We start from the raw sequence: 19,049 nt of genomic DNA, 5'->3' as shown, positions 1-19,049 counted from the left end.
AAACCCTTAAGCCACTTTTTGGCTTTCTGCCGGCAAGGCATGTACAGGTATAGTGAACAAAAACTCCGTTCCTATTCCCGGTTGGCTGCTCACCCGTATTGTGCCGTTACATTTTTCTACCAAATCTTTGCAAAACAACAGGCCCATGCCGGTCCCCAATTCGTTATTGGTGCCGGTTTTGCTATCCACCTTGCTTTTGAATAGTCGATCAGCCTGCTCGGGCGACATGCCCACCCCGGTATCTTTTACGATTACCGTAACCATGCCGTCTTCACCTGTTGCAGCACGCACTTCTATGGTATCGCCCTTGCCTGTAAATTTAATGGCATTGGTTATCAGGTTGCGGATAACGATGCGGATTGAGTTAGGATCTGCCGATGCAATGAGACCCTGCGGCACATAATCGGTAAGGGTAACACCCTTCTGCATGGCAGCATCGAGGTGGCTCTCTACCTCATAACGCACCACATCTGTTACCGAAAACGTGGTTACCGAACTTACGAATGTCTCCATCTGGCTGTTTATCCAAAAAAGCAGCGTATCTAAAAAGTCGGAGGTGTATTCCAGCTTTTTTAAAACGCTGGGTATCATATCCAGCATTTCCTGGTGGCTAATGGTATCATCCTGCAGCAAATCGAACATTCCCCTTAGCGTACTCAGCGGCGCACGTAGGTCGTGCGCTAATATAGATATCAGCCGGTCCTTCAGTTTGTTCAGGTCGTTCAATTTATAGGTTTGCTCATCAAGGCTCACCTTCTGCTGCAAAACTTCGCTATTCTTCTCGGCCAGCTTGGCATTAATTTTTTGCTGCGTGCGTTTCTGGCGATAATAACTCAGCAGTATAACTACCATTGCCAAAATAATAACGCCAAAGATGATATTGAGTGAGCGCTGGCCGGATATTTTTTGTTGGTACAATAAATTCTGTTCGCGCTGCTCTTCTTGCAACTGGTGCTCTTTGGTAGCAAATTCCAGTTCATAGTTAAAAGAGGTGAGCTTTTGTATGCTCTCGTTTGCCTTAAGCGTAGCTTTTAAATCGTTGTATTGGTTAAGATAGGCGTAGGCTTCGCCAAAGCGGCCAAGGCCGGCCAGGGTTTTGCTCAATTGCAGTGCTGCATTTGCCCTTACCTGTAGGTTGCCCAGTTTTATGGCCAAAGCCTGCCCCGCCATAGCATGCTGGTAGGCATCGGCATATTTCTTTTGCAGGTTATATGCGGTAGATAAGCCAATGAGGGCATAGGCCTGGTTAAAAACGTATTTATATTTGCTGGATATCTGCAGCGCGGTATCCAGATACCTGATGGCTTTTGTATCCTGATGCTGGTTGGCATAGCACAAACCCAAATCCGTGTAAAGCGAGCATAGTCCATCAATATCCCCCTGGCTTTTGGCAACGGCTAATGATTTGGTAAGGTATACTATGGCTTTATTATATTCGTGTTGGGCAAGCAGTACTTCGCCTATGTTTTCGTTAACGGTTGCAATGGCCTGGTAGTTTTTTGTCCCCTTGAAAAGGGTAAGCGCTTTTTGGTAATAATCAAGCGCCCTGGGATAAACCTCCATATTTTGCAATACCAGCCCGATATCGTTATATAACTCTGCCGATGGACCGTTATAACGGTTCTTTACGGCTATAAAAAGGCCCTTGTAATAGAAATCAAGTGCCTTTGAAAGTTCGCCCTGGCTGTAGTACACTACGCCTATATTCTTAAAGTTATCGGCAAGTGCTTTTTCGTCGTTTATTTTGGTGTTTATCTTAAGCGCCTCGTTAAGATAAAAAAGGGCCTGCTTATAATCGGCAAGCAGGGTGTACATGCGGCCTAACGATACGTAACTGGCGCTTAGCCCTTTGTAATTCTTAAGCCGTTTAAATATAGTTATGGCCTCGTCAAAATCATGCTGTGCCATTTCAGACCGTCCTTTGAAATAATTTACGTGCCCGGTTTGCAGCAATCCGATTGCGATACCTTGGTCGTAATGTATTTTCCGTGATAGTTCCACGCCTTTTTTGCCGTAATAGAAAGCACTATCGGGGTTCGATTGGAAATAATCGGCGGCAAGTTTGTTTATACGGTTAATGGTAACCGTATCTGCCGGTTGCTGCGCAGTAAGCTGTTTGCTGATAAGGCTTTTGATGCTATCTACGCGAGGGCTGGCCACTCCGGCAAGCAGGGAAGCATGTGCAAGGCAAAACAAAAGAGTTGCGCCAAGTTTAGCCGGGCGAATACGTTTTAGGGGCATGCGTTATATTGACCAGTTATGTTTGCTTATACGGAAACCGCAGTTAAAAATGTTTCCGATAAGGTAAGCATAAATATACAATATCCGTATATCCAGTACCTTCTATTTATTGGCCAGGTTCCAAAGCGTCATAAAAGCGAGTTGGGTTTGCTTAGTAAGGAGCGAATAGTTTATTTTATCGGGCGTATCGGTGGGCTTATGATAATCTGCACTAAAACCGCAATCTATCCGTACAAATGGAACTCCCCTTTCGTAAAAAGGGTATTGATCGGATCCGGTTAAGCGCCTCATCATATATTGGGGGCTTTCGTAATGTGTGTCAAGCGTTACTTTTACCGATGAATCGTTGGCTGCATACAAAGCCTGCCTAAGCCCCCTGTTCAAGGTGTCTTTTACCAATATATAGGCATAGTTTAGGCTGTCTGCGCTTTTATTGCGCAGGTGCAGGGTATCAACCCGGCCAAACATATCAATGTTAAGTACCGCATAGGTTTTGGCCATGGGGTAAACCGGGTGCCTTACGTACCAGGCCGACCCCAATAAGCCGCGCTCCTCTCCGGTGAAAGATGCAAAAACAATGGTACGCTTTGGCCTCAAGCCCTTTTTAATGGCGCGGTTCATCATGGCGGCAACCTCCATTACCGCAACGGTGCCGCTTGCGTTATCTACCGATCCGTAATAAATGTCTTTTCCGTTTACACCATCGTGGTCGTGGTGGGCCGAAATTACAATGCATGCCAGCGAGGTATCGGTACCTTTTATAATGCCTATAACATTTGGGGCCTGCGTTTCTTTAAAGCTACGGTTAAGCGTAAGGCTGATAGTTGCGCTTAACTCATAAACATGTTTATCGCCGGCGCCAATCAGCGTTCCATTCGGGTTGGTAGCAAGCTTATCATTGGCCAGCATTTCTTTCAGCCGCTCGGGTGTCAGCCCTACTATTGGCATCAGCGCAGGATCATTTAACTCACCCTCTGGTTGCACATATTGCGGCAAAAAGCGCCGTGCCTTTTGCCTTTCCAGCAATGGGGCAAGGGCATCTCCGCTCCATATTATGGCCAGTCCGCCACGCTTAAGCATCATTTTTTGCAAACTATCTAATTGGCCTTTGGCTACAAGATCGCGCGTAAGCAAGTTGTTTACTAAAAGGGCTTTTTCCCTTACTTCTATTTGTGGCAGGTTTTGGAAAAGTTCGGCCCCTGTGTTATAATCGGCAAGCACAACCGGCACGTTTTTAAAATCAACAGGAAATGCGCGGTACAGCTGCCAGCCGTTAAGGTAATCAAACGGCTTTCCGTTGATAGTTAGCGTTGCCTTATCAGTGCGCAATACCGCGGTTATTGGTTGATAGTACGATTTGCCCTTGCCGTATGGTGCCGCAATGCCGTTTGTTTTAAATGAAGCCGCAACAAATTTAGAGGCCAGCGTATCGCCGTGGCTACCCATCAACCGCCCTTGCAACGGAGCGCTGGCCAGGTAATATAGATTACTTTTTAAACTTTGGGTAGAGCAGGAGTTTACAATACCCTGCAGGTTTCTTTGCTGCGCCAGGCTGGCGGTGCTGCAAAAGCATAATAAAAGTAATAAGCGCATTTAGGGGGGAGTAGGTACGGTGTTTGATAATCAGTAAGATGTGCGCAAATGTATAAAAACAATTTTGGTTTTTAATGTGCGCAATCTCCGGCAGCTATGATGCTCGTCATGTTTTTTTACAGTCCTGTATGCTTATTTAGCGGCGTTAAAACTTTTATGAATAACCTACGTTATAATACCCATTCAACTTTTATTTAAATGCAGATATATGAAAATCAGATTATTAATACCGGCACTGCTTATATTGGCAGTAATGGCACAAAGTTGCGTTAGCTCAAAACAATATAAACAACTGCAAAGCAATTACAACCAGCTTGACAGCAGTAACCGCGATTTAAAAACCAAATATCTTACAAGCGAGCAAAACCTTGCCGTGCGTACCGGCCGTGTGGTAAGCCTGGAAGAACAGCTGGCTAACGAAAGGGCAAACGCCAAACAGCTACAGGCCGCTTTAGATAAATGCCTTACATCGGGCAACCAGGGCAACTTAAATATCTCTAAACTGGTAGACGAGATAAATTCTTCTAACCGTTACATACAACAACTGGTGAACGCTAAGAACAAAAGCGATTCGCTTAACTTGGTGCTTACCAACAACCTTACTCGCTCGCTTAGCCAGGCCGAAGCACAGGGTGTAGACGTGCAGGTGCTGAAAGGCGTGGTTTACATATCCCTGTCTGATAACATGCTCTACAAATCGGGTAGCTACGAAATTTCCGATCAGGCGGATGCTACATTAAGCAAAATTGCCAAAATCATTAAAGACTACAGCACTTATGATGTGCTGATAGAAGGCAACACCGATAATGTACCTATCTCGCAGAAGAATATCCGCAACAACTGGGACTTGAGCGCGCTGCGTGCATCATCAGTAGTACAGGCCCTTCAAAACACTTACCAGGTAGACCCCAAACGTTTAACCGCCGGCGGCCGTGGCGAGTATAACCCCATTGCCGATAACCTCACCGAAGCCGGTAAGGTTAAGAACAGGCGCACCCAAATTATCATTACCCCCAAGCTGGATCAGTTTATGGAGCTGATAAACAAAGCACCAGACAAGCAGCAGTAACTAAATGTGGTTTATCACTACATTTCCTGAAGCGGCGGGCCAATTGGCCCGCCGCTTTTTGCTTTATGTAAAGCCCTCCTACCGCCACTCTTCGCCATGTCTTAATTAAGCGTATACTATTGTAATAGTTGTTCAAAAAACCATACTGTTTAATTGCGTATTTTCTTATCTTTTGGGGATAAAACAAAGCGTATAAAAAAACGCTGCCAGACCGCTAAACAGGACTGATTACATTATGGAAAACAAAAGGCTTTCGGAGTCGAATAATGATAAAAACTGGAAACAATGGGGGCCTTATCTTTCTGAAAGGCAGTGGGGTACAGTAAGGGAAGACTATAGCCCGAATGGCAACACTTGGGACTATATTAACCACGACCTTGCCCGCAGCTATGCGTACCGCTGGGGCGAAGAAGGCATTGGCGGCTTTTGCGACAGTGAACAGGTTTTGTGCCTTGCCCCTGCTTTTTGGAACGGGAACGACCCCATTTTGAAGGAGCGCCTTTATGGTTTAACCAATAACGAGGGCAACCACGGCGAGGATGTAAAAGAACTCTACTTCCATTTAGACTCCTCGCCCACTCACTCTTACTGCAAATTCCTGTATAAATATCCGCAAAAGGCATACCCATATATGAACCTTTTGCAAAATAACCGCCGCGACAGACTTAGCCCGGAGTTCGAGGTTTTAGACACGGGTATTTTTAACGATGGCCGATACTTCGATTGCTATATAGAATACGCCAAAGCCGGGGTTAAAGATATCCTGATGAAGGTAACCATACACAACCGCTCAAGCGAGGCAGCAACTATACATGTGCTGCCACATTTATGGTTCCGCAATTTTTGGCGGCACAACCCCCGGTTCAGCAAGCCGGGTATGGCTGCGGTATCTGATGATTGCATACAAACCACCTCTACCCGCAACGGTGCCTATTATTTTTACCACGAGGGTGGCGAACAGCTTTTTTGCGACAACGAAACGAATAGCAAACGCATTTTCAACCAACCTAATGATACGCCTTTTGTTAAAGACGGAATCAACAACTACGTGGTAAACAACGAGCCAACGATAAACCCCGAAAAAAAAGGGACAAAGGCGGCTGTTTGGCTTAAGGCCGAAATACCTGCCCAAGGCTCCAATGTTTTCAAAATAAGGCTTAGCCGCGGGAAAACCGAAGAGCCCTGGAGCGATTTTGACGAAGTTTTTGCCGTACGCATGGCTGAGACCGACGAATATTATAAAGGCTTAACCCCTAAACATCTGCCGGCAAACCAACAGCAATTGCTTAGAAGCGCTGTTGGTGGCTTGTTATGGACCAAGCAATTCTATTACTTCGATGTTTTTAAGTGGCTCTTTGGCGAACCTAAGGATCCTCCTCCTCCACGCAGCTTCATACGCAATTATGATTGGCAGCATTTAACCTGCCGAAACATCATCTCGATGCCCGACAAGTGGGAATACCCATGGTTCGCCGCGTGGGACCTGGCTTTCCATGCAGCAACTTTTATACATGTTGATCCTGTTTTTGCCAAACAACAGCTATTGGTGGTGCTGCGCGAATATTATATGCACCCCAACGGCCAGATACCTGCCTACGAATGGAACTTTAGCGATGTAAACCCGCCCGTACATGCCTGGGGCGTTTGGTATTGTTTTGAGGCCGACCGTAAGAAAACCGGCAAAGCCGACTGGGATTTCCTGGAGCGGGCATTCCAAAAACTGCTGATGAACTTTACCTGGTGGGTAAATCAAAAAGACGCTAACGGTACCGATATTTTCGAAGGCGGTTTTCTGGGGCTGGATAACATCGGCGTGTTCGACCGCAATCACATGCCGCCGGGAATCAAAAAACTACAGCAGGCCGATGCCACCAGTTGGATGGCCATGTACGCCATCAACATGCTGCGTATCTCGCTCGAGCTGGCGCAGCATAATATCGCATACGAAGAGTCGGCTGCCAAATTTTTCCGCCACTTTTTGAATATCGGCTGGGCAATGCAGCGCATCGGTAAAACTGATATCTCGCTTTGGGATGAAGAAGACGGTTTTTATTACGATGCCATACAGTTCGAAAACGGCGCCAGCCAGCGTCTGAAGATACGATCGTTGGTGGGTATTATCCCGTTGCTGGCGGTGGAAATTATGCCGGCAGATATTTTTTCTAAACTGCGCGAATTTAATAACCGCCTCAGCACCATAAAACTCACCCGGCCAGATCTGACAAAAGTTATATCAGATATCGACAAAAAAAACACCGATGGCAACTACCTGTTTGCCTTGATGATAGGCGACCGCCTGGAGCAGTTGCTAAAAAGACTGTTGGATGAGGACGAATTTTTGTCTGATTACGGCATACGCTCACTATCTAAATACTACCAGGATAAACCCTTTGTATTTGGCTATCAGGGGGCCGAGTTCAGGATACAGTATGAGCCCGGCGAAAGCTCAAGCGCTATGTTCGGCGGCAACTCCAACTGGCGCGGGCCAATATGGATGCCTATAAACTACCTTATAATAACCGCCCTACGCAAATACCACCAGTACTATGGCGATGGCTACACGGTAGAGTTCCCGGCGCGCTCGGGTAACAAGCTTACATTGAAACAGGTAGCCAACGAGCTTACCAAACGCCTGCTAAAGATATTCGACAAAAATAGCGAGGGTGCCTACCAATACCACGCAACCACACAAAAGCAATGGGCCGACGAGCACTTTAAAGACCACCACTTATTCTACGAGTTCTTCCACGGCGATAACGGCCAGGGCCTCGGCGCATCGCACCAAACAGGTTGGACGGCGCTGTTCGCCAATTTGTTGTTGGAGATGGATGAATAAATTCTAAAGCTTTCACATAGCGTAAAAAAGCCTTAAAACTTCCGTTATAAGGCTTTTTCTTTCGTCGGGACGAGAAGATCCGAATTTTCGCCCTCCAGCACCCCATGTCTTTAAATCGGCCATTTTCATTTACTAAAATGTTAAACCTAAAAGTTTTTTGACTATTGTTAACGGCTTATTTTGCCAATTTGAACAACGGATTTAACCTAAAATACCCACCGTCCGCAAAAGCAACGGTATAATCGGATTTAAAATGTTCGCTTTTTTTATAATAATCTGTAGAGATAATTTGCGCGCCAGATTCCATGGCAGCGTTAAAGCTGCTTTTATCATTAGCACGCGCTTCCTGGGTATCACTATCTGCACGTGTGCGGATAATGTAGCCTTTTTTTACCAGCGCGGTAATTTGCTGCAATTGTTTTTTAGAGTCGTTCATCACATGGATGGCCGCTTCAGGAGTTCCGGGTTCTGAGTTGGTAAAAAGCACCCTGCCTTTAAGTGCAGGATGGCCGCTGATATACGCGCTAAGTTTGGGCTCAGTTTCGTCCAGTAAGAAAATGAATTTCCCTTTGGCCTGCTTCAGCGTAGGCCAGTTTTGATGTAATATGGCCTCTTCGAGGGTTTTATATTTGCCTCTAACATTGTCTGGTATTAATACGTTACTCAAACCCAGATTGTCGGCAATTTCTTTATCCAGTTTATCGTAAATAGCCGACGTGAATTTGTCGGGGACGGTAAATCCGGGGCGTTTCATTACCTCATCTTTTGCATTCATGGTAATGAAGATGGGGTGATGATTTGGATGCGCATCCGACCATTTTTTTAACTCCTGCAGGCAACCTTTAAACGTAGGGCAATTGCTCCGGTAATCGATATCCTGTATGTGGAAAACCTTAAAACCGGGCTGTTTCATCAACCCTTCTGTATCGTAATCGGGTTGGCCGGGCGCCCAGTCCAGCCCTTTGGGGTGGGCGTATTTTCCACCTAAGGTATCCGCGTAAACATCTATCTCTAAATCTAATAGACCTAAATTCAGTTGTTCGGTAAGGCTGATGTGGCTGTAATCTATTTTGCTCATCGAAACAGAATCGTTGCGTTGCAATAGCTTAAACAGTTTTGGGTCGATAGCTCTTTTATAACTATTGTGCGAGCCGATAACCTGTATATGGTTGATGGGTACATTATCGCCGGGATCTGTAGTTACACCAGGTAATGCCAAGAGCGAAATAAGTAATAAGGCGAATGTGAGTTTCATGACGGTTGGAATTAAAAACAGCCCCGGCAATTGAACCGGGGCTGCAATGCTATTTCTGTTTAATTATTAATAGCCCGGGTTTTGAACCAGGTTAGGGTTAAGTTTAATTTCCTGCGCAGGTATAGGGTAAAGCCTACGGTTAACATCCTTGTTCATGTTAAGTACATCGTTTGGCAACGGGTACTCTGTTTCAAACTGACCAAAACGGATTAGGTCGTTACGGCGCCATCCTTCCCATGAAAATTCGCGGGCACGCTCGTCAAGCAAACCCTGCAAATCAATACCGGCAACGGCAGGTGCACCTGCGCGGGTGCGGATCTTGTTTACCAATACATCCGCTGTTTGCAATTCACCGTTAACTGTAGTAGCTGCAGCTCCCCGTAAAATGGCTTCGGCTTTCATCATCATTACATCGGCTAAACGAAAAACAGGCACGTCGTTTCCATTTAAACGCGTCGCTTGTATAATGCTTGGGTCGGGATAATATTTTAAAGAACGAACGCCTTCAGACTGGCTTGCAATAGTGTTACCCAAATCCATAGGCTTACCGGGTACCAAAGTTAGTTTTGGCTCTATGTAAATTTGAGTAGTTGTACCTGGGTAATATACCGGTTGTGTTGTAAAACCACCGCTGCCGTCAGGCACAAATTGCGGGCCGGCCAGCCATGTTTTAGTGCGAACATCGCCGGGTAAGTTAAAGCGATTGTAAAACTCTGGTGTGGTGCTCATAGCAATACTCAGGCCTACATTAAAGCCGTAAGCATTCACCAGGTAATAAAAGAAACCAAAACGGGTGAACTGGTTACCGGGTATTTGCTGATCGTAAGGAATGGCAAATATCGTCTCTTTTATCTGCGGGCCATTGTTGGGCAAAAATATGTCGCGAAATTTGGCATCGAGGCTGTAATTGCTGTTCTTTAAAACACTATCGGCCATGGCTACTGCCTGGGTATATTTTGCAGTACCTGTATATACTTGTGCATTTAGATACATTTTCTCCAATAGGGCAAACACCATGGCTTTAGTTGGGCGTCCATAATAAAGTGTTGCGTTTGCATCTGTTTTTGCAGGCAATTGCTGTAAAACGCTTTGCAGTTCGCTTTCAATATATTCAAAAGCTTTTGCACGGGTTTGCGTGGCTGGTTGTGTAGCCACCGGAAACTCTGTTATCAGCGGGATGTTACCATAAAGATCCATCATAAAATAATTATAAAGGGCACGCATTGCTCTTACTTCTGCAATGGTGGCTGCCTTTTTTGCTTCTGATGAAGGGGAAGCGTTAACAAGGCTGATGATACGGTTACAGGTATTTACGCCACCAAAGCCCCACTGCCAAATAGTAATAACGTTAGGGTGGTCAAACGTCCAGGTGTGGTAATGGAGTTGGCGGTACTGGCCACCATCGTCAAAGTTGCCATCGCGGGCCGGTAAGATGGCCTCGTCTGTAGAGAGTTCCTGCATACGCCAGTAAGGTACCGCGTAGTTGGATGATAGATTAGAATAAATAGTCCCTAGCAACGCATTATAATCTGCATCGGTAACAGGGAAGTTTGATTTAACGTACTGCGATTCTACCGGCACATCTAATTTGGTGCAGGAGTAGGCGCCGGCAAGTACTGCAATGCTGGCACATAATATAAATATTTTTTTCATCTGTATTTATGGATAGGGATGTTTAAAATGAAGCGGTTACACCTACACTGAACGTGCGGGTTTTAGGATAAAAATCTTTATTATCGATACCCGGGGTTAAGCCACCGATGTTAATTTCTGGATCGACACCGCGGTATTTAGTGATCACAAAGATGTTATTGCCCGAAAGGTATAGGCGGATATTCTTGATAGCTTTCACATTAGGCCTGATTGTGTATCCCAACGTAGCGTTATCTAAACGCAGGTACGATCCGCTTTCCAGGTATCTATCAGAAACCAGGTAGGCGTTGATGTCTTTAAACGACTCGCCCAACGTAAACCTCGGGATGTTTTGGAATTTAGAATCGGCAGGGTTGTTTAACGATGCAAGCGTAGCGTTCAGTATCTGGTTGCCGTAAACACCGCGTACCAGGAAGTTAAAATCGAAATTTTTATAGTTGAAGCTGTTGCTCCAGCCGTATATTAGTTTAGGCTGCGCGTTGCCGGTGATGCGCTGATCGGTAGTGAGCGGCTGCGCAGCAGTTGTGCTGCCATCGGCCTTTTGGTAAGTACTTACGCCGTTTGCATTTTTGCCCAAATAGTGCCATAGGTAATAAGTACCGATGGCATACCCCGGCTGGATAATCTGGCTGTAGTTGCCAGACTGGCCCTTGCCGCCCAATTGTGCAGACGGGATATTATTTACAGCAAACTGCGAGTTTGATAGACTTTCCACAACGTTTTTGTTATGCGAAACGTTGAAAGAGGTGCGCCAGGTAAAAGCTTGCGACTTTACCGGGATAGCACTTACTACAACCTCGAGGCCGCTGTTTTTTATCTTGCCAACATTAGCAGTTAGCAAAGGGTAGAAGTATTGAGTAGTAGATACCTGGTAGGTATAGATCAAATCGGAGGTTTTTTTGATATAATAATCTACCGAACCAGTAATGCGGTTATTTAATAAACCAAAATCTAAACCAATGTTGGTTGTGGCGGTGCTTTCCCATTTCAGGTCGGGGTTGTCGTTACGTACCGGGCCAATTGGGTTAGTGATAACGCCATTATTCAGGAACTTACCACCACCCGGAGGGATTCCATATATCAGCTGTGCAGTAAATGCATCAAAGCCTAAACTGTTACCCGATACACCATAACCCGCACGTAACTTCAGATCGCTGACAACGGGTGCTTTCTGCATAAATTTTTCGCTGATGATCCTCCAGCCTACAGAAACTGCAGGGAAGTACCCGTGGCGCTGGTTGATACCGAATGCCGATGAACCATCTTCCCTTAAGGATGCCTGTAACAAGTATTTATTATCATACTGGTATTGGGCACGGCCATAGTATGATATGAGCCTAAGCGTTGAAATATAGTTCGGGTCGAACTTGATCTGAGACAGGTTACTTGGGTTGGAAAGGTAGAGGTTGTTGAACGTTAAGGCATCATTGGAGAAACCTTGTGTCTGTACGCCAAAGCCATCATTGGTACGGTCTTGCTGGTAAGAGTAACCACCCAATAATTTAACCGAATGCAAGCCGAATTCCCTATCGTAGTTTAAGTAAGCTTCTACTACATCACTGGTGTTTTTGTAAGCGGTGCGGTTAGCAACGCCACCCAAACCTACTGCCAGCCCCGATTTGCTATTGTAATAAGTGTTTACGTTGTTTTGATCTTTCTGGGTAGAACCATTTAAGGTAAACTTCAAGCCATTTAATATATCCACCGATGCAAAACCATTTACAAGTGTTTTATTGTTATCGGTTTTGATGAAGTTATTATCAATTAACGATAGCGGGTTTAAAGTACCGCTGCCTGTACGGGCAAAGTTTTCCTTATAGCTGCCGTCGGGGTTAAAAGGGCTAACTGTTGGCAGGTAAAACAATATGCCCGATAGTACCTGGCTCTGAATAATATCATCGCTTTTTGTTGCACTGTTGGTAAGTGTTATGCCCAGTTTAAGCCTGTCGTTAAAAAAACGCTGGTTAATGTAGCCTTTAAAAATAGTTCGCTGTAAGTCGGTGTTCTTTAAAACGCCTTCGTTTTTAAAATAGTTAACGCTTGCGCCATATTCGGCGTTGTTACCAGCACCGCTGTAAGAAAGGTTGTGGTTTTGCGAGTAACTCGTTCTTTCGGCCAGTTTTTGCCAGTTGGTATTAGAGCCATCATCATCTAATGGTTTAGCTAAAGGGGCCACACCATTATCGGCTAAATATTTGCGCAATTCGTCGGCAGTTAAAACATCAATGTTTTTTGATATTTTTTCCATAGCACCATAGGCGCTGTAGGTAAGCCTTGTTTGGCCGGCTCTGGCTTTACGGGTAGTAACAATAATTACCCCGTTCGCAGCACGCGAACCGTAAATAGCTGTTGAAGAAGCATCTTTCAATACATCTATGCTTTCGATATCAGCAGGAGCCAACAGATCTATAGAAGCACCTGGCACGCCGTCAATTACGTAAAATGGTTGTTGTGCGGCACCTTCGCGCAGGGTGGATGGGCCGCGTAAAATAGTAGCCGGTTGTTTATTAGGGTCGCCACTTTTGGTAATGTTTAAACCGGCAACTTTTCCCTGTAACAACTCTGCGGGCGTAGTTAAAACACCGGCGTTAAATTCTTCGGCTTTTACCGAGGTAATAGCTCCCGTAACATCTTTTTTGCTCGAGGTGCCGTAACCAATTACTACAACATCTTTCAGTTGTTTTGCATCGGGTAGTAAACTTACATTAACGGTGTTATCGGCACCAACCCTCACCTCTTTAGGTAAATAACCTATATAACTGAATTTTAGCGTGACAATATTGCCTGTAACATTTAATGTATAATTACCATCTTGGTCGGACATGACACCCGTATTAGTGCCTGTTATAACTACCGAAACACCGGGAAGCGGCTGGTTTTTTTCGTCGGTGACGTTACCTTTTACGGTACGCGCGGTTTGTGATAATGCCGGCGATACGCTGAATATAATAGCGCAAAGCAGCAGTACCCATTGCCTCGAATGATGGTTTGTACCACTAAAAAAGCGCTGGTAAATTTGTTTCATAAATAAAATGATTAATGGGGGTGTAGAAATTTTATTAAATTTAATGCAAATTAAACCATGTATTATTATTAAAATATCAATTACTAGTTAGCATATTGATAACATTTGCAATTTTAGGTGCATTAAATTTCGAATAACGATCATTGCCTTAACACGCTGTTAATAAAAATTGAAGGTGGATGTGGCTGCTAATAAGCAAAGCAGGTATTATCATCAATTAAATAGCACAATAGCCTTAGATCCGCTGTATTAGGCCAGCAACCCCCGTATTTAAAGTAACATTTTGATAAAAATCAGTTTATAGTATTGTTTGTAGACTTGAGCGCGAATGTCAGGTAGACATTTATAAGGTGTATCCACTATATCATGTTTAAAAACAACTGTACAAAAAACGCTGTTCGGCGTAAGCTTTTTTATATAATACTGCTTGTTGCCGGTCTTTTTACTTGCAACCCGGTGTTGGCACAATCAACAATTAAAAACCCATGGGCTGTTAAAGATATTGGTACTCTTCCCCCCATCAGCAGCTTAACAAAAGGTATTTGGCTAAAGGGCGAACTCCATATACACTCCAGCCACAGTAAAGAATCGTCCAATAATTCAGTTGGAAAGATTTTAGCGTTTGCAAAATCGGTAGGGATGGGCTTTATTTGTATTACCGATCATGATAACCATGTAGATGGCGATATTGCGCATAACACGTGGACTGATTCGGAATTTAAATCAGATTCTGTACTTTTATTATATGGTGCAGAATTGACTACCACGCGCGGGCACGCCAATGTTTTTTCGGCAAAACCCTACAACCATCAGTTACTTTACAACGTTCGCGACCAACGGGACACCGTAATAGGCAGGATAAAAAGACAACTTGGCATTCACCTATCAGCCAATCATCCAAGCGGGAAAGATAATTTTGGATACTCGTACGATTTGGTTAACTCTATAGAGGTGTGGAACTCGGTAGTTTGGAGCAGAAACGCCAACGCTATCATGATTTGGGACGATATGCTGTCCTCGGGCCGGAAGCTTACAGGCAGGGGCGGAAGCGACGCGCATCACGGGACTCCTGATTCGCCCGACAAAGCAACAGCCAATAGCGGCCAAAGAAACGCCAATTATGTAGGCACCCCAACAACATGGGTTTTTGCTAAAGAGCGCAGCTCGCAGGCGGTGGTAGATGCGCTTACAAACGGCCGAGTTTCTATCAGTTCAAACCCGTATGCGCCCCGCGTTGAATTTTACGCTGATATTAACGATGACGGAAAAATGGATATGATGATGGGCGATAATGCCAAAGCGACGGGCAAGCCGGTTAATTTTCGTGTTCAGCTTACCGGGGAGCACATTCCAGAGGGTAAGTTTACCGTCACCGTAATTAAGGATGGCGGCAAATTTGGCACTTTTGAAGCCAGTGGAGAAATGCCGATGATACAGTTTACCGATGCCCCAAAAATACTTGGACGCACTTATTACCGCGTAACGGTGGAAGGCCCCGGCACGCCTTATCCCCAGGTTCCCGGAGCGATGACCGTAAATGGTAATATGGTAGGATTATCAAATCCAATATACTTCAATTTCGATCCGAATTTTTAAAGTTTAAAATCTATGCCCGAAGGTTAATATGCCTCGCATATCTCGTCATAATTCTATATAGAATCAATTACATTCGCTTTAACCCATATGAGATTACTTGCGTAGCGAATTTCTTATCTATCCCCAATCCTTTTCCGAACTTCAGGAAGGTTATGTAATCTTCTCTTTAGCAATAAAAAAACTAAAACACGAGGAAGCTTTTAGACCCAGAATACACCAAAATAAAAAAGGACTTAGATTTTTCAATCATAAGTCCTTTTTTTTAAAGTCGGGATGAGAAGATTCGAACTTCCGACCTCCAGCACCCCATGCTGGCGCGATACCGGGCTACGCTACATCCCGAACAATTCCTTTAATTGGGATGCAAATATAATCAGGTATTGCTATTCTCACAAAAAAACTGTGTTTCATATTAATTAAACTACTATTTTCGTTTATTCTGCATAAGGCCTATAGTAACATGACCCCCGACGAGAACTACGGCGTGCTGATTGATAAAATCAACACGTTCATCCGTAAATACCATTATAACAACCTGCTACGCGGGCTGATATTTTTGGGCGCGGGCCTGTTTTCTGCTTATGTGGTTATTGCGCTGGGCGAATATTTCGGAAACTTCAGCACTACCCTACGCACCATATTATTCTACTTTTTCATCATACTCAACCTGTCGCTGGCGTGTTGGCTGGTACTGCCGCCCTTGCTTGCCCGCCTGCAATTGGGCAAAACGCTTACACACCAGCAGGCTGCCGAAATTATAGGTAAGCATTTCAACGATGTAAACGATAAGCTACTGAATACCCTACAGCTAAAGAAACAGGCCCTGGAAAACGCCGAACACCGCGACCTGATAGAAGCCAGCATCAACCAAAAGATAGAAACGCTGAAGCCGGTTAGCTTCCCATCGGCAGTAAACATCCGCGAGAACAATAAGTACCTTAAATATGTAATCCCGCCGGCTGCTATTATTTGCATTATCGCTTTCGCGGCGCCATCCATACTTACAGAGAGCACTAAAAGGCTCATCCGACACAACGAATATTTTGCGCCGGTTGCCCCCTTTCGATTCGAGGTGACGAATAAAAGTCTCTCGGCTATACAAGGCAAAGATTTTAAGCTAGAGCTAAAACTATCCGGCGATAAGCTCCCTGCCGATGTTTATATAGAAACTGCCAGCAACACTTTTAAGCTGGATAAAGAGAACATCAGCCGTTTTCATTACCTTTTCAGCAATTTGCAGCAGAGCACATCATTCCGCTTATCAGGCAACGGTTTTAAATCAGCGATTTATAATATAACCGTAAGTCTTAAACCAGTTTTGCTCCATTTCGATGCGGAGCTGAGCTACCCGGCCTATCTGCACAAGAAGAACGAAACTATCCCCAACGCCGGCGACCTTACCCTGCCCGCTGGCACCGTAATAAATTGGGCTTTCCACACGCAAAATGCCACACAGCTACTGTTCAAACTCAATAATGCAGCCATTAACATCCCGCAATCGGCGCCGGGTGTTTTCCAGCATCGCGAACGTATTCTCCAAAACGCTACCTACGCAGTAAGCCCGCTTAACCAAACGGTTACGCACAGCGATTCGGCCGGGTACCGCATCAGCGTGGTGGCCGATGAAGCGCCAGCGATAGTGGTACAAGAAAAACCGGACAGCGTTAGCCTCAAAGCGATTTATTTCAACGGGAAGATACAGGACGATCACGGGTTCTCCTTGCTCGCCTTCCATTATAAAATAGGCGAAAAAGGTACAGAAAAATCGTTCACAAAAGCGGTTAAAGCCGATTTATCTGCAATGCAAAGCGGCTTTTTCTATTTCTGGGATTTGAAAACCGCAGGTATAAAACCCAGTGACCAGGTTACCTATTACTTTGAAGTAACAGATAATGATGGGGTTAACGGCCCAAAAAGTACCCGCTCGCCTGAGCGCGTTCTATCCGTTCCCGATGCTGCCGCACTGGCAGAGCAATTGGATGCCGGCTCGCAGGCGCTTAAGGATAAAATGGCATCGGCTGCAAAACTGGCCATGCAGATAGAGAAAGACGCGCAGAAACTGAACCAGGCTTTGCTGGATAAGAACACGCTCAGCTTCGACGATAAAAAACAGGTGGAGCAATTGCTGCAAAAAAGGAAGGACCTGGAACAGTTGCTGAAAGATATACAAGCCGACAACAAGAAGAACCTTTATAACCGCAAAGAGGGCCTCAAGCAAACCAACGAACTGCTGGAAAAACAAAAACAGATAGAAGACCTGTTCAATAACGTGCTCGACGATAAAACCCGCGATATGCTGGAGAAGTTGCAGCAACTACTTAACGAGGATCAGAAGGATTCTACCCGCGACGAGTTGGGCAAAATGCAGCAGGACAATAAATCGCTGAAGAAAGAGCTGGACAGGATGCTGGACCTGTATAAAAAACTTGATTTTGAACAGAAGCTGAACACGGTGATTAACCAGTTGGAAGATTTATCCAAAGAGCAGCAAGGCCTTGCAGATAAAGCACAGAATGAGAGCATAATACAGCAAAACCTGCAGAAGCAGGAGAAACTGAATCAGCAGTTTCAGCAAATAAAGAAAGCCCTTGACGATTTGCAGAAAACCAACGATGCCAACGGCAAAAAAGAAAACTATGATAACCCGGAGGAAGAGAAGAAATCGATAGATGAGCAGATGGGCCAGGGCAGCGAAAACCTAAAAAAGAACAATCGTAAGCAAGCCGCCAAAGCGCAGCAATCCGCAGCGCGACAAATGCAAAACCTGGCCAAAAAAATGCAGCAGGAGGAGGAGGAAGGCCAGGACAGCCAGAATGCGGTAGATGCCCGTCAACTACGGGAGTTGCTTAAATCATTAGTGAACAGCTCCTTTGGGCAGGAGAAGCTGATGCAGCAGTTCAGAGGCATGAGTCCTTCCGACCCAAACTACACCAAACTGGCGCAAAGCCAAAAAGACATCAGAGATAACCTGAAAACTGCCGAGGATAGCCTATACGCCATCAGCAAACGTGTACCGCAGATACAATCTACAGTGAATAAGGAGGTTACAGCTATTAATTCGATGATAGACCAGGCTCTGGAAAAACTAGGCGACCGCCGCACCGCCGAGGCTATACGCAGCCAGCAATTCGCCATGACATCTATGAACAACCTGGCACTGTTGCTTAGTGAAGCGCTTGATCAGCTACAGAAGCAGATGAACAAAGGCGGCAAGGGAAAAAGCGGACAGCCATCCTTATCACAGCTCAGCAAAATGCAGCAACAGCTTAACCAAAATATGCAAAAAGCTCGCGACCAGATGCAGCAGCAGGGCCAGCAACAAGGCAAAAAAGGACAAGGGCAAGGGCCGGGTATGAGCGAGCAACTAGCCCGCATGGCGCGCGAACAGCAGTTCATCAGGCAAAGCCTGCAGCAGCTAAATCAACAAAATAATAAAGATGGTAATGGTAAATTGGGCAATTTAGATAAAATTGCAAAACAAATGGAACAAACTGAGAACGATCTCGTAAACAGGAGAATTACCGATGAAGCATTAAAGAGGCAGCAACAAATACAAACACGCCTACTGGAGGCAGATAAAGCAGAACAGCAACGCGATCAGGACCCAAAAAGAGAGGCCCGGACCGCTATTGACATGCCCCCAGGATACATAAAAGCTCTACAGGATTACGAGCGCATAAAAACAAAGCAAACAGAGCAGCTGAAAACCGTTCCATCGGCACTAAATTTGTATTACAGGCAAAAAATTAAACTATACTTTGATCAACTTAATGCTAAATGA

General features: G+C 45.1%; 9 protein-coding genes and 1 tRNA gene. 4 read left to right on the top strand and 6 right to left on the bottom strand.

The genetic code is table 11. The features are described from left to right. Positions 1-6: 6 nt before the first annotated feature. Both E2R66_RS03275 and E2R66_RS03270 read right to left on the bottom strand, forming a co-directional pair. Positions 7-2,241 carry a tetratricopeptide repeat-containing sensor histidine kinase gene (locus E2R66_RS03275; protein WP_133226405.1) on the bottom strand — a complete coding sequence of 745 codons (2,235 nt, stop codon included), beginning with the start codon at positions 2,239-2,241 and terminating at the stop codon, positions 7-9. 102 nt (positions 2,242-2,343) lie between these two features. Next, entirely contained in the window at positions 2,344-3,834 is a 1,491-nt protein-coding gene (locus tag E2R66_RS03270) for a M28 family metallopeptidase (RefSeq protein WP_133226407.1), read from the bottom strand. Positions 3,835-4,042: 208 nt separating this feature from the next. On the opposite strand from E2R66_RS03270, the gene E2R66_RS03265 reads away from it, so the two are divergent. Both E2R66_RS03265 and E2R66_RS03260 read left to right on the top strand, forming a co-directional pair. Further along, on the top strand, positions 4,043-4,903 hold the full coding sequence (locus E2R66_RS03265; protein WP_133226409.1) for an OmpA/MotB family protein: 861 nt from the start codon (positions 4,043-4,045) through the stop codon (positions 4,901-4,903). Positions 4,904-5,138: 235 nt separating this feature from the next. Continuing rightward, positions 5,139-7,739 (top strand): MGH1-like glycoside hydrolase domain-containing protein, encoded by a 2,601-nt coding sequence (locus E2R66_RS03260; protein WP_133226411.1) that lies wholly within the window; start codon positions 5,139-5,141, stop codon positions 7,737-7,739. 175 nt (positions 7,740-7,914) lie between these two features. Here E2R66_RS03260 and E2R66_RS03255 read toward each other — a convergent pair whose 3' ends face one another. The 3 genes from E2R66_RS03255 to E2R66_RS03245 form a co-directional block, all read right to left on the bottom strand. Next, positions 7,915-8,994: a phosphatidylinositol-specific phospholipase C1-like protein gene (locus tag E2R66_RS03255; protein ID WP_133226413.1), complete on the bottom strand. Its 1,080-nt coding sequence runs from the start codon at positions 8,992-8,994 to the stop codon at positions 7,915-7,917. A gap of 66 nt (positions 8,995-9,060) precedes the next feature. Then, positions 9,061-10,647, bottom strand: coding sequence for a RagB/SusD family nutrient uptake outer membrane protein (locus E2R66_RS03250; RefSeq protein WP_133226415.1), 1,587 nt, complete (start codon positions 10,645-10,647; stop codon positions 9,061-9,063). A 22-nt stretch (positions 10,648-10,669) separates the two neighbouring features. Then, positions 10,670-13,672: a SusC/RagA family TonB-linked outer membrane protein gene (locus E2R66_RS03245; protein ID WP_133226417.1), complete on the bottom strand. Its 3,003-nt coding sequence runs from the start codon at positions 13,670-13,672 to the stop codon at positions 10,670-10,672. A gap of 366 nt (positions 13,673-14,038) precedes the next feature. On the opposite strand from E2R66_RS03245, the gene E2R66_RS03240 reads away from it, so the two are divergent. Next, entirely contained in the window at positions 14,039-15,268 is a 1,230-nt protein-coding gene (locus E2R66_RS03240) for a CehA/McbA family metallohydrolase (protein ID WP_133226419.1), read from the top strand. A 268-nt stretch (positions 15,269-15,536) separates the two neighbouring features. Here E2R66_RS03240 and E2R66_RS03235 read toward each other — a convergent pair. After that, a tRNA-Pro gene (locus E2R66_RS03235) sits at positions 15,537-15,610 on the bottom strand. A gap of 118 nt (positions 15,611-15,728) precedes the next feature. Between E2R66_RS03235 and E2R66_RS03230 the strand changes: the two genes are divergently transcribed. Then, entirely contained in the window at positions 15,729-19,049 is a 3,321-nt protein-coding gene (locus E2R66_RS03230; RefSeq protein ID WP_133226421.1) for a DUF4175 family protein, read from the top strand.

The organism is Mucilaginibacter psychrotolerans (genome assembly GCF_004519315.1).
Lineage (GTDB): Bacteria > Bacteroidota > Bacteroidia > Sphingobacteriales > Sphingobacteriaceae > Mucilaginibacter > Mucilaginibacter psychrotolerans.
Note: the sequence above shows the minus strand (reverse complement) of the source record. Positions and strands in the feature narration are given on the sequence as shown.

Excerpts from the sequence above, each read along its gene's own strand:
- E2R66_RS03275 (WP_133226405.1), bottom strand. The coding sequence starts at position 2,241 with ATGCCCCTAAAACGTATTCGCCCGGCTAAACTTGGCGCAACTCTTTTG.
- E2R66_RS03270 (WP_133226407.1), bottom strand. The coding sequence starts at position 3,834 with ATGCGCTTATTACTTTTATTATGCTTTTGCAGCACCGCCAGCCTGGCG.
- E2R66_RS03265 (WP_133226409.1), top strand. The coding sequence starts at position 4,043 with ATGAAAATCAGATTATTAATACCGGCACTGCTTATATTGGCAGTAATG.
- E2R66_RS03260 (WP_133226411.1), top strand. The coding sequence starts at position 5,139 with ATGGAAAACAAAAGGCTTTCGGAGTCGAATAATGATAAAAACTGGAAA.
- E2R66_RS03255 (WP_133226413.1), bottom strand. The coding sequence starts at position 8,994 with ATGAAACTCACATTCGCCTTATTACTTATTTCGCTCTTGGCATTACCT.
- E2R66_RS03250 (WP_133226415.1), bottom strand. The coding sequence starts at position 10,647 with ATGAAAAAAATATTTATATTATGTGCCAGCATTGCAGTACTTGCCGGC.
- E2R66_RS03245 (WP_133226417.1), bottom strand. The coding sequence starts at position 13,672 with ATGAAACAAATTTACCAGCGCTTTTTTAGTGGTACAAACCATCATTCG.
- E2R66_RS03240 (WP_133226419.1), top strand. The coding sequence starts at position 14,039 with ATGTTTAAAAACAACTGTACAAAAAACGCTGTTCGGCGTAAGCTTTTT.
- E2R66_RS03230 (WP_133226421.1), top strand. The coding sequence starts at position 15,729 with ATGACCCCCGACGAGAACTACGGCGTGCTGATTGATAAAATCAACACG.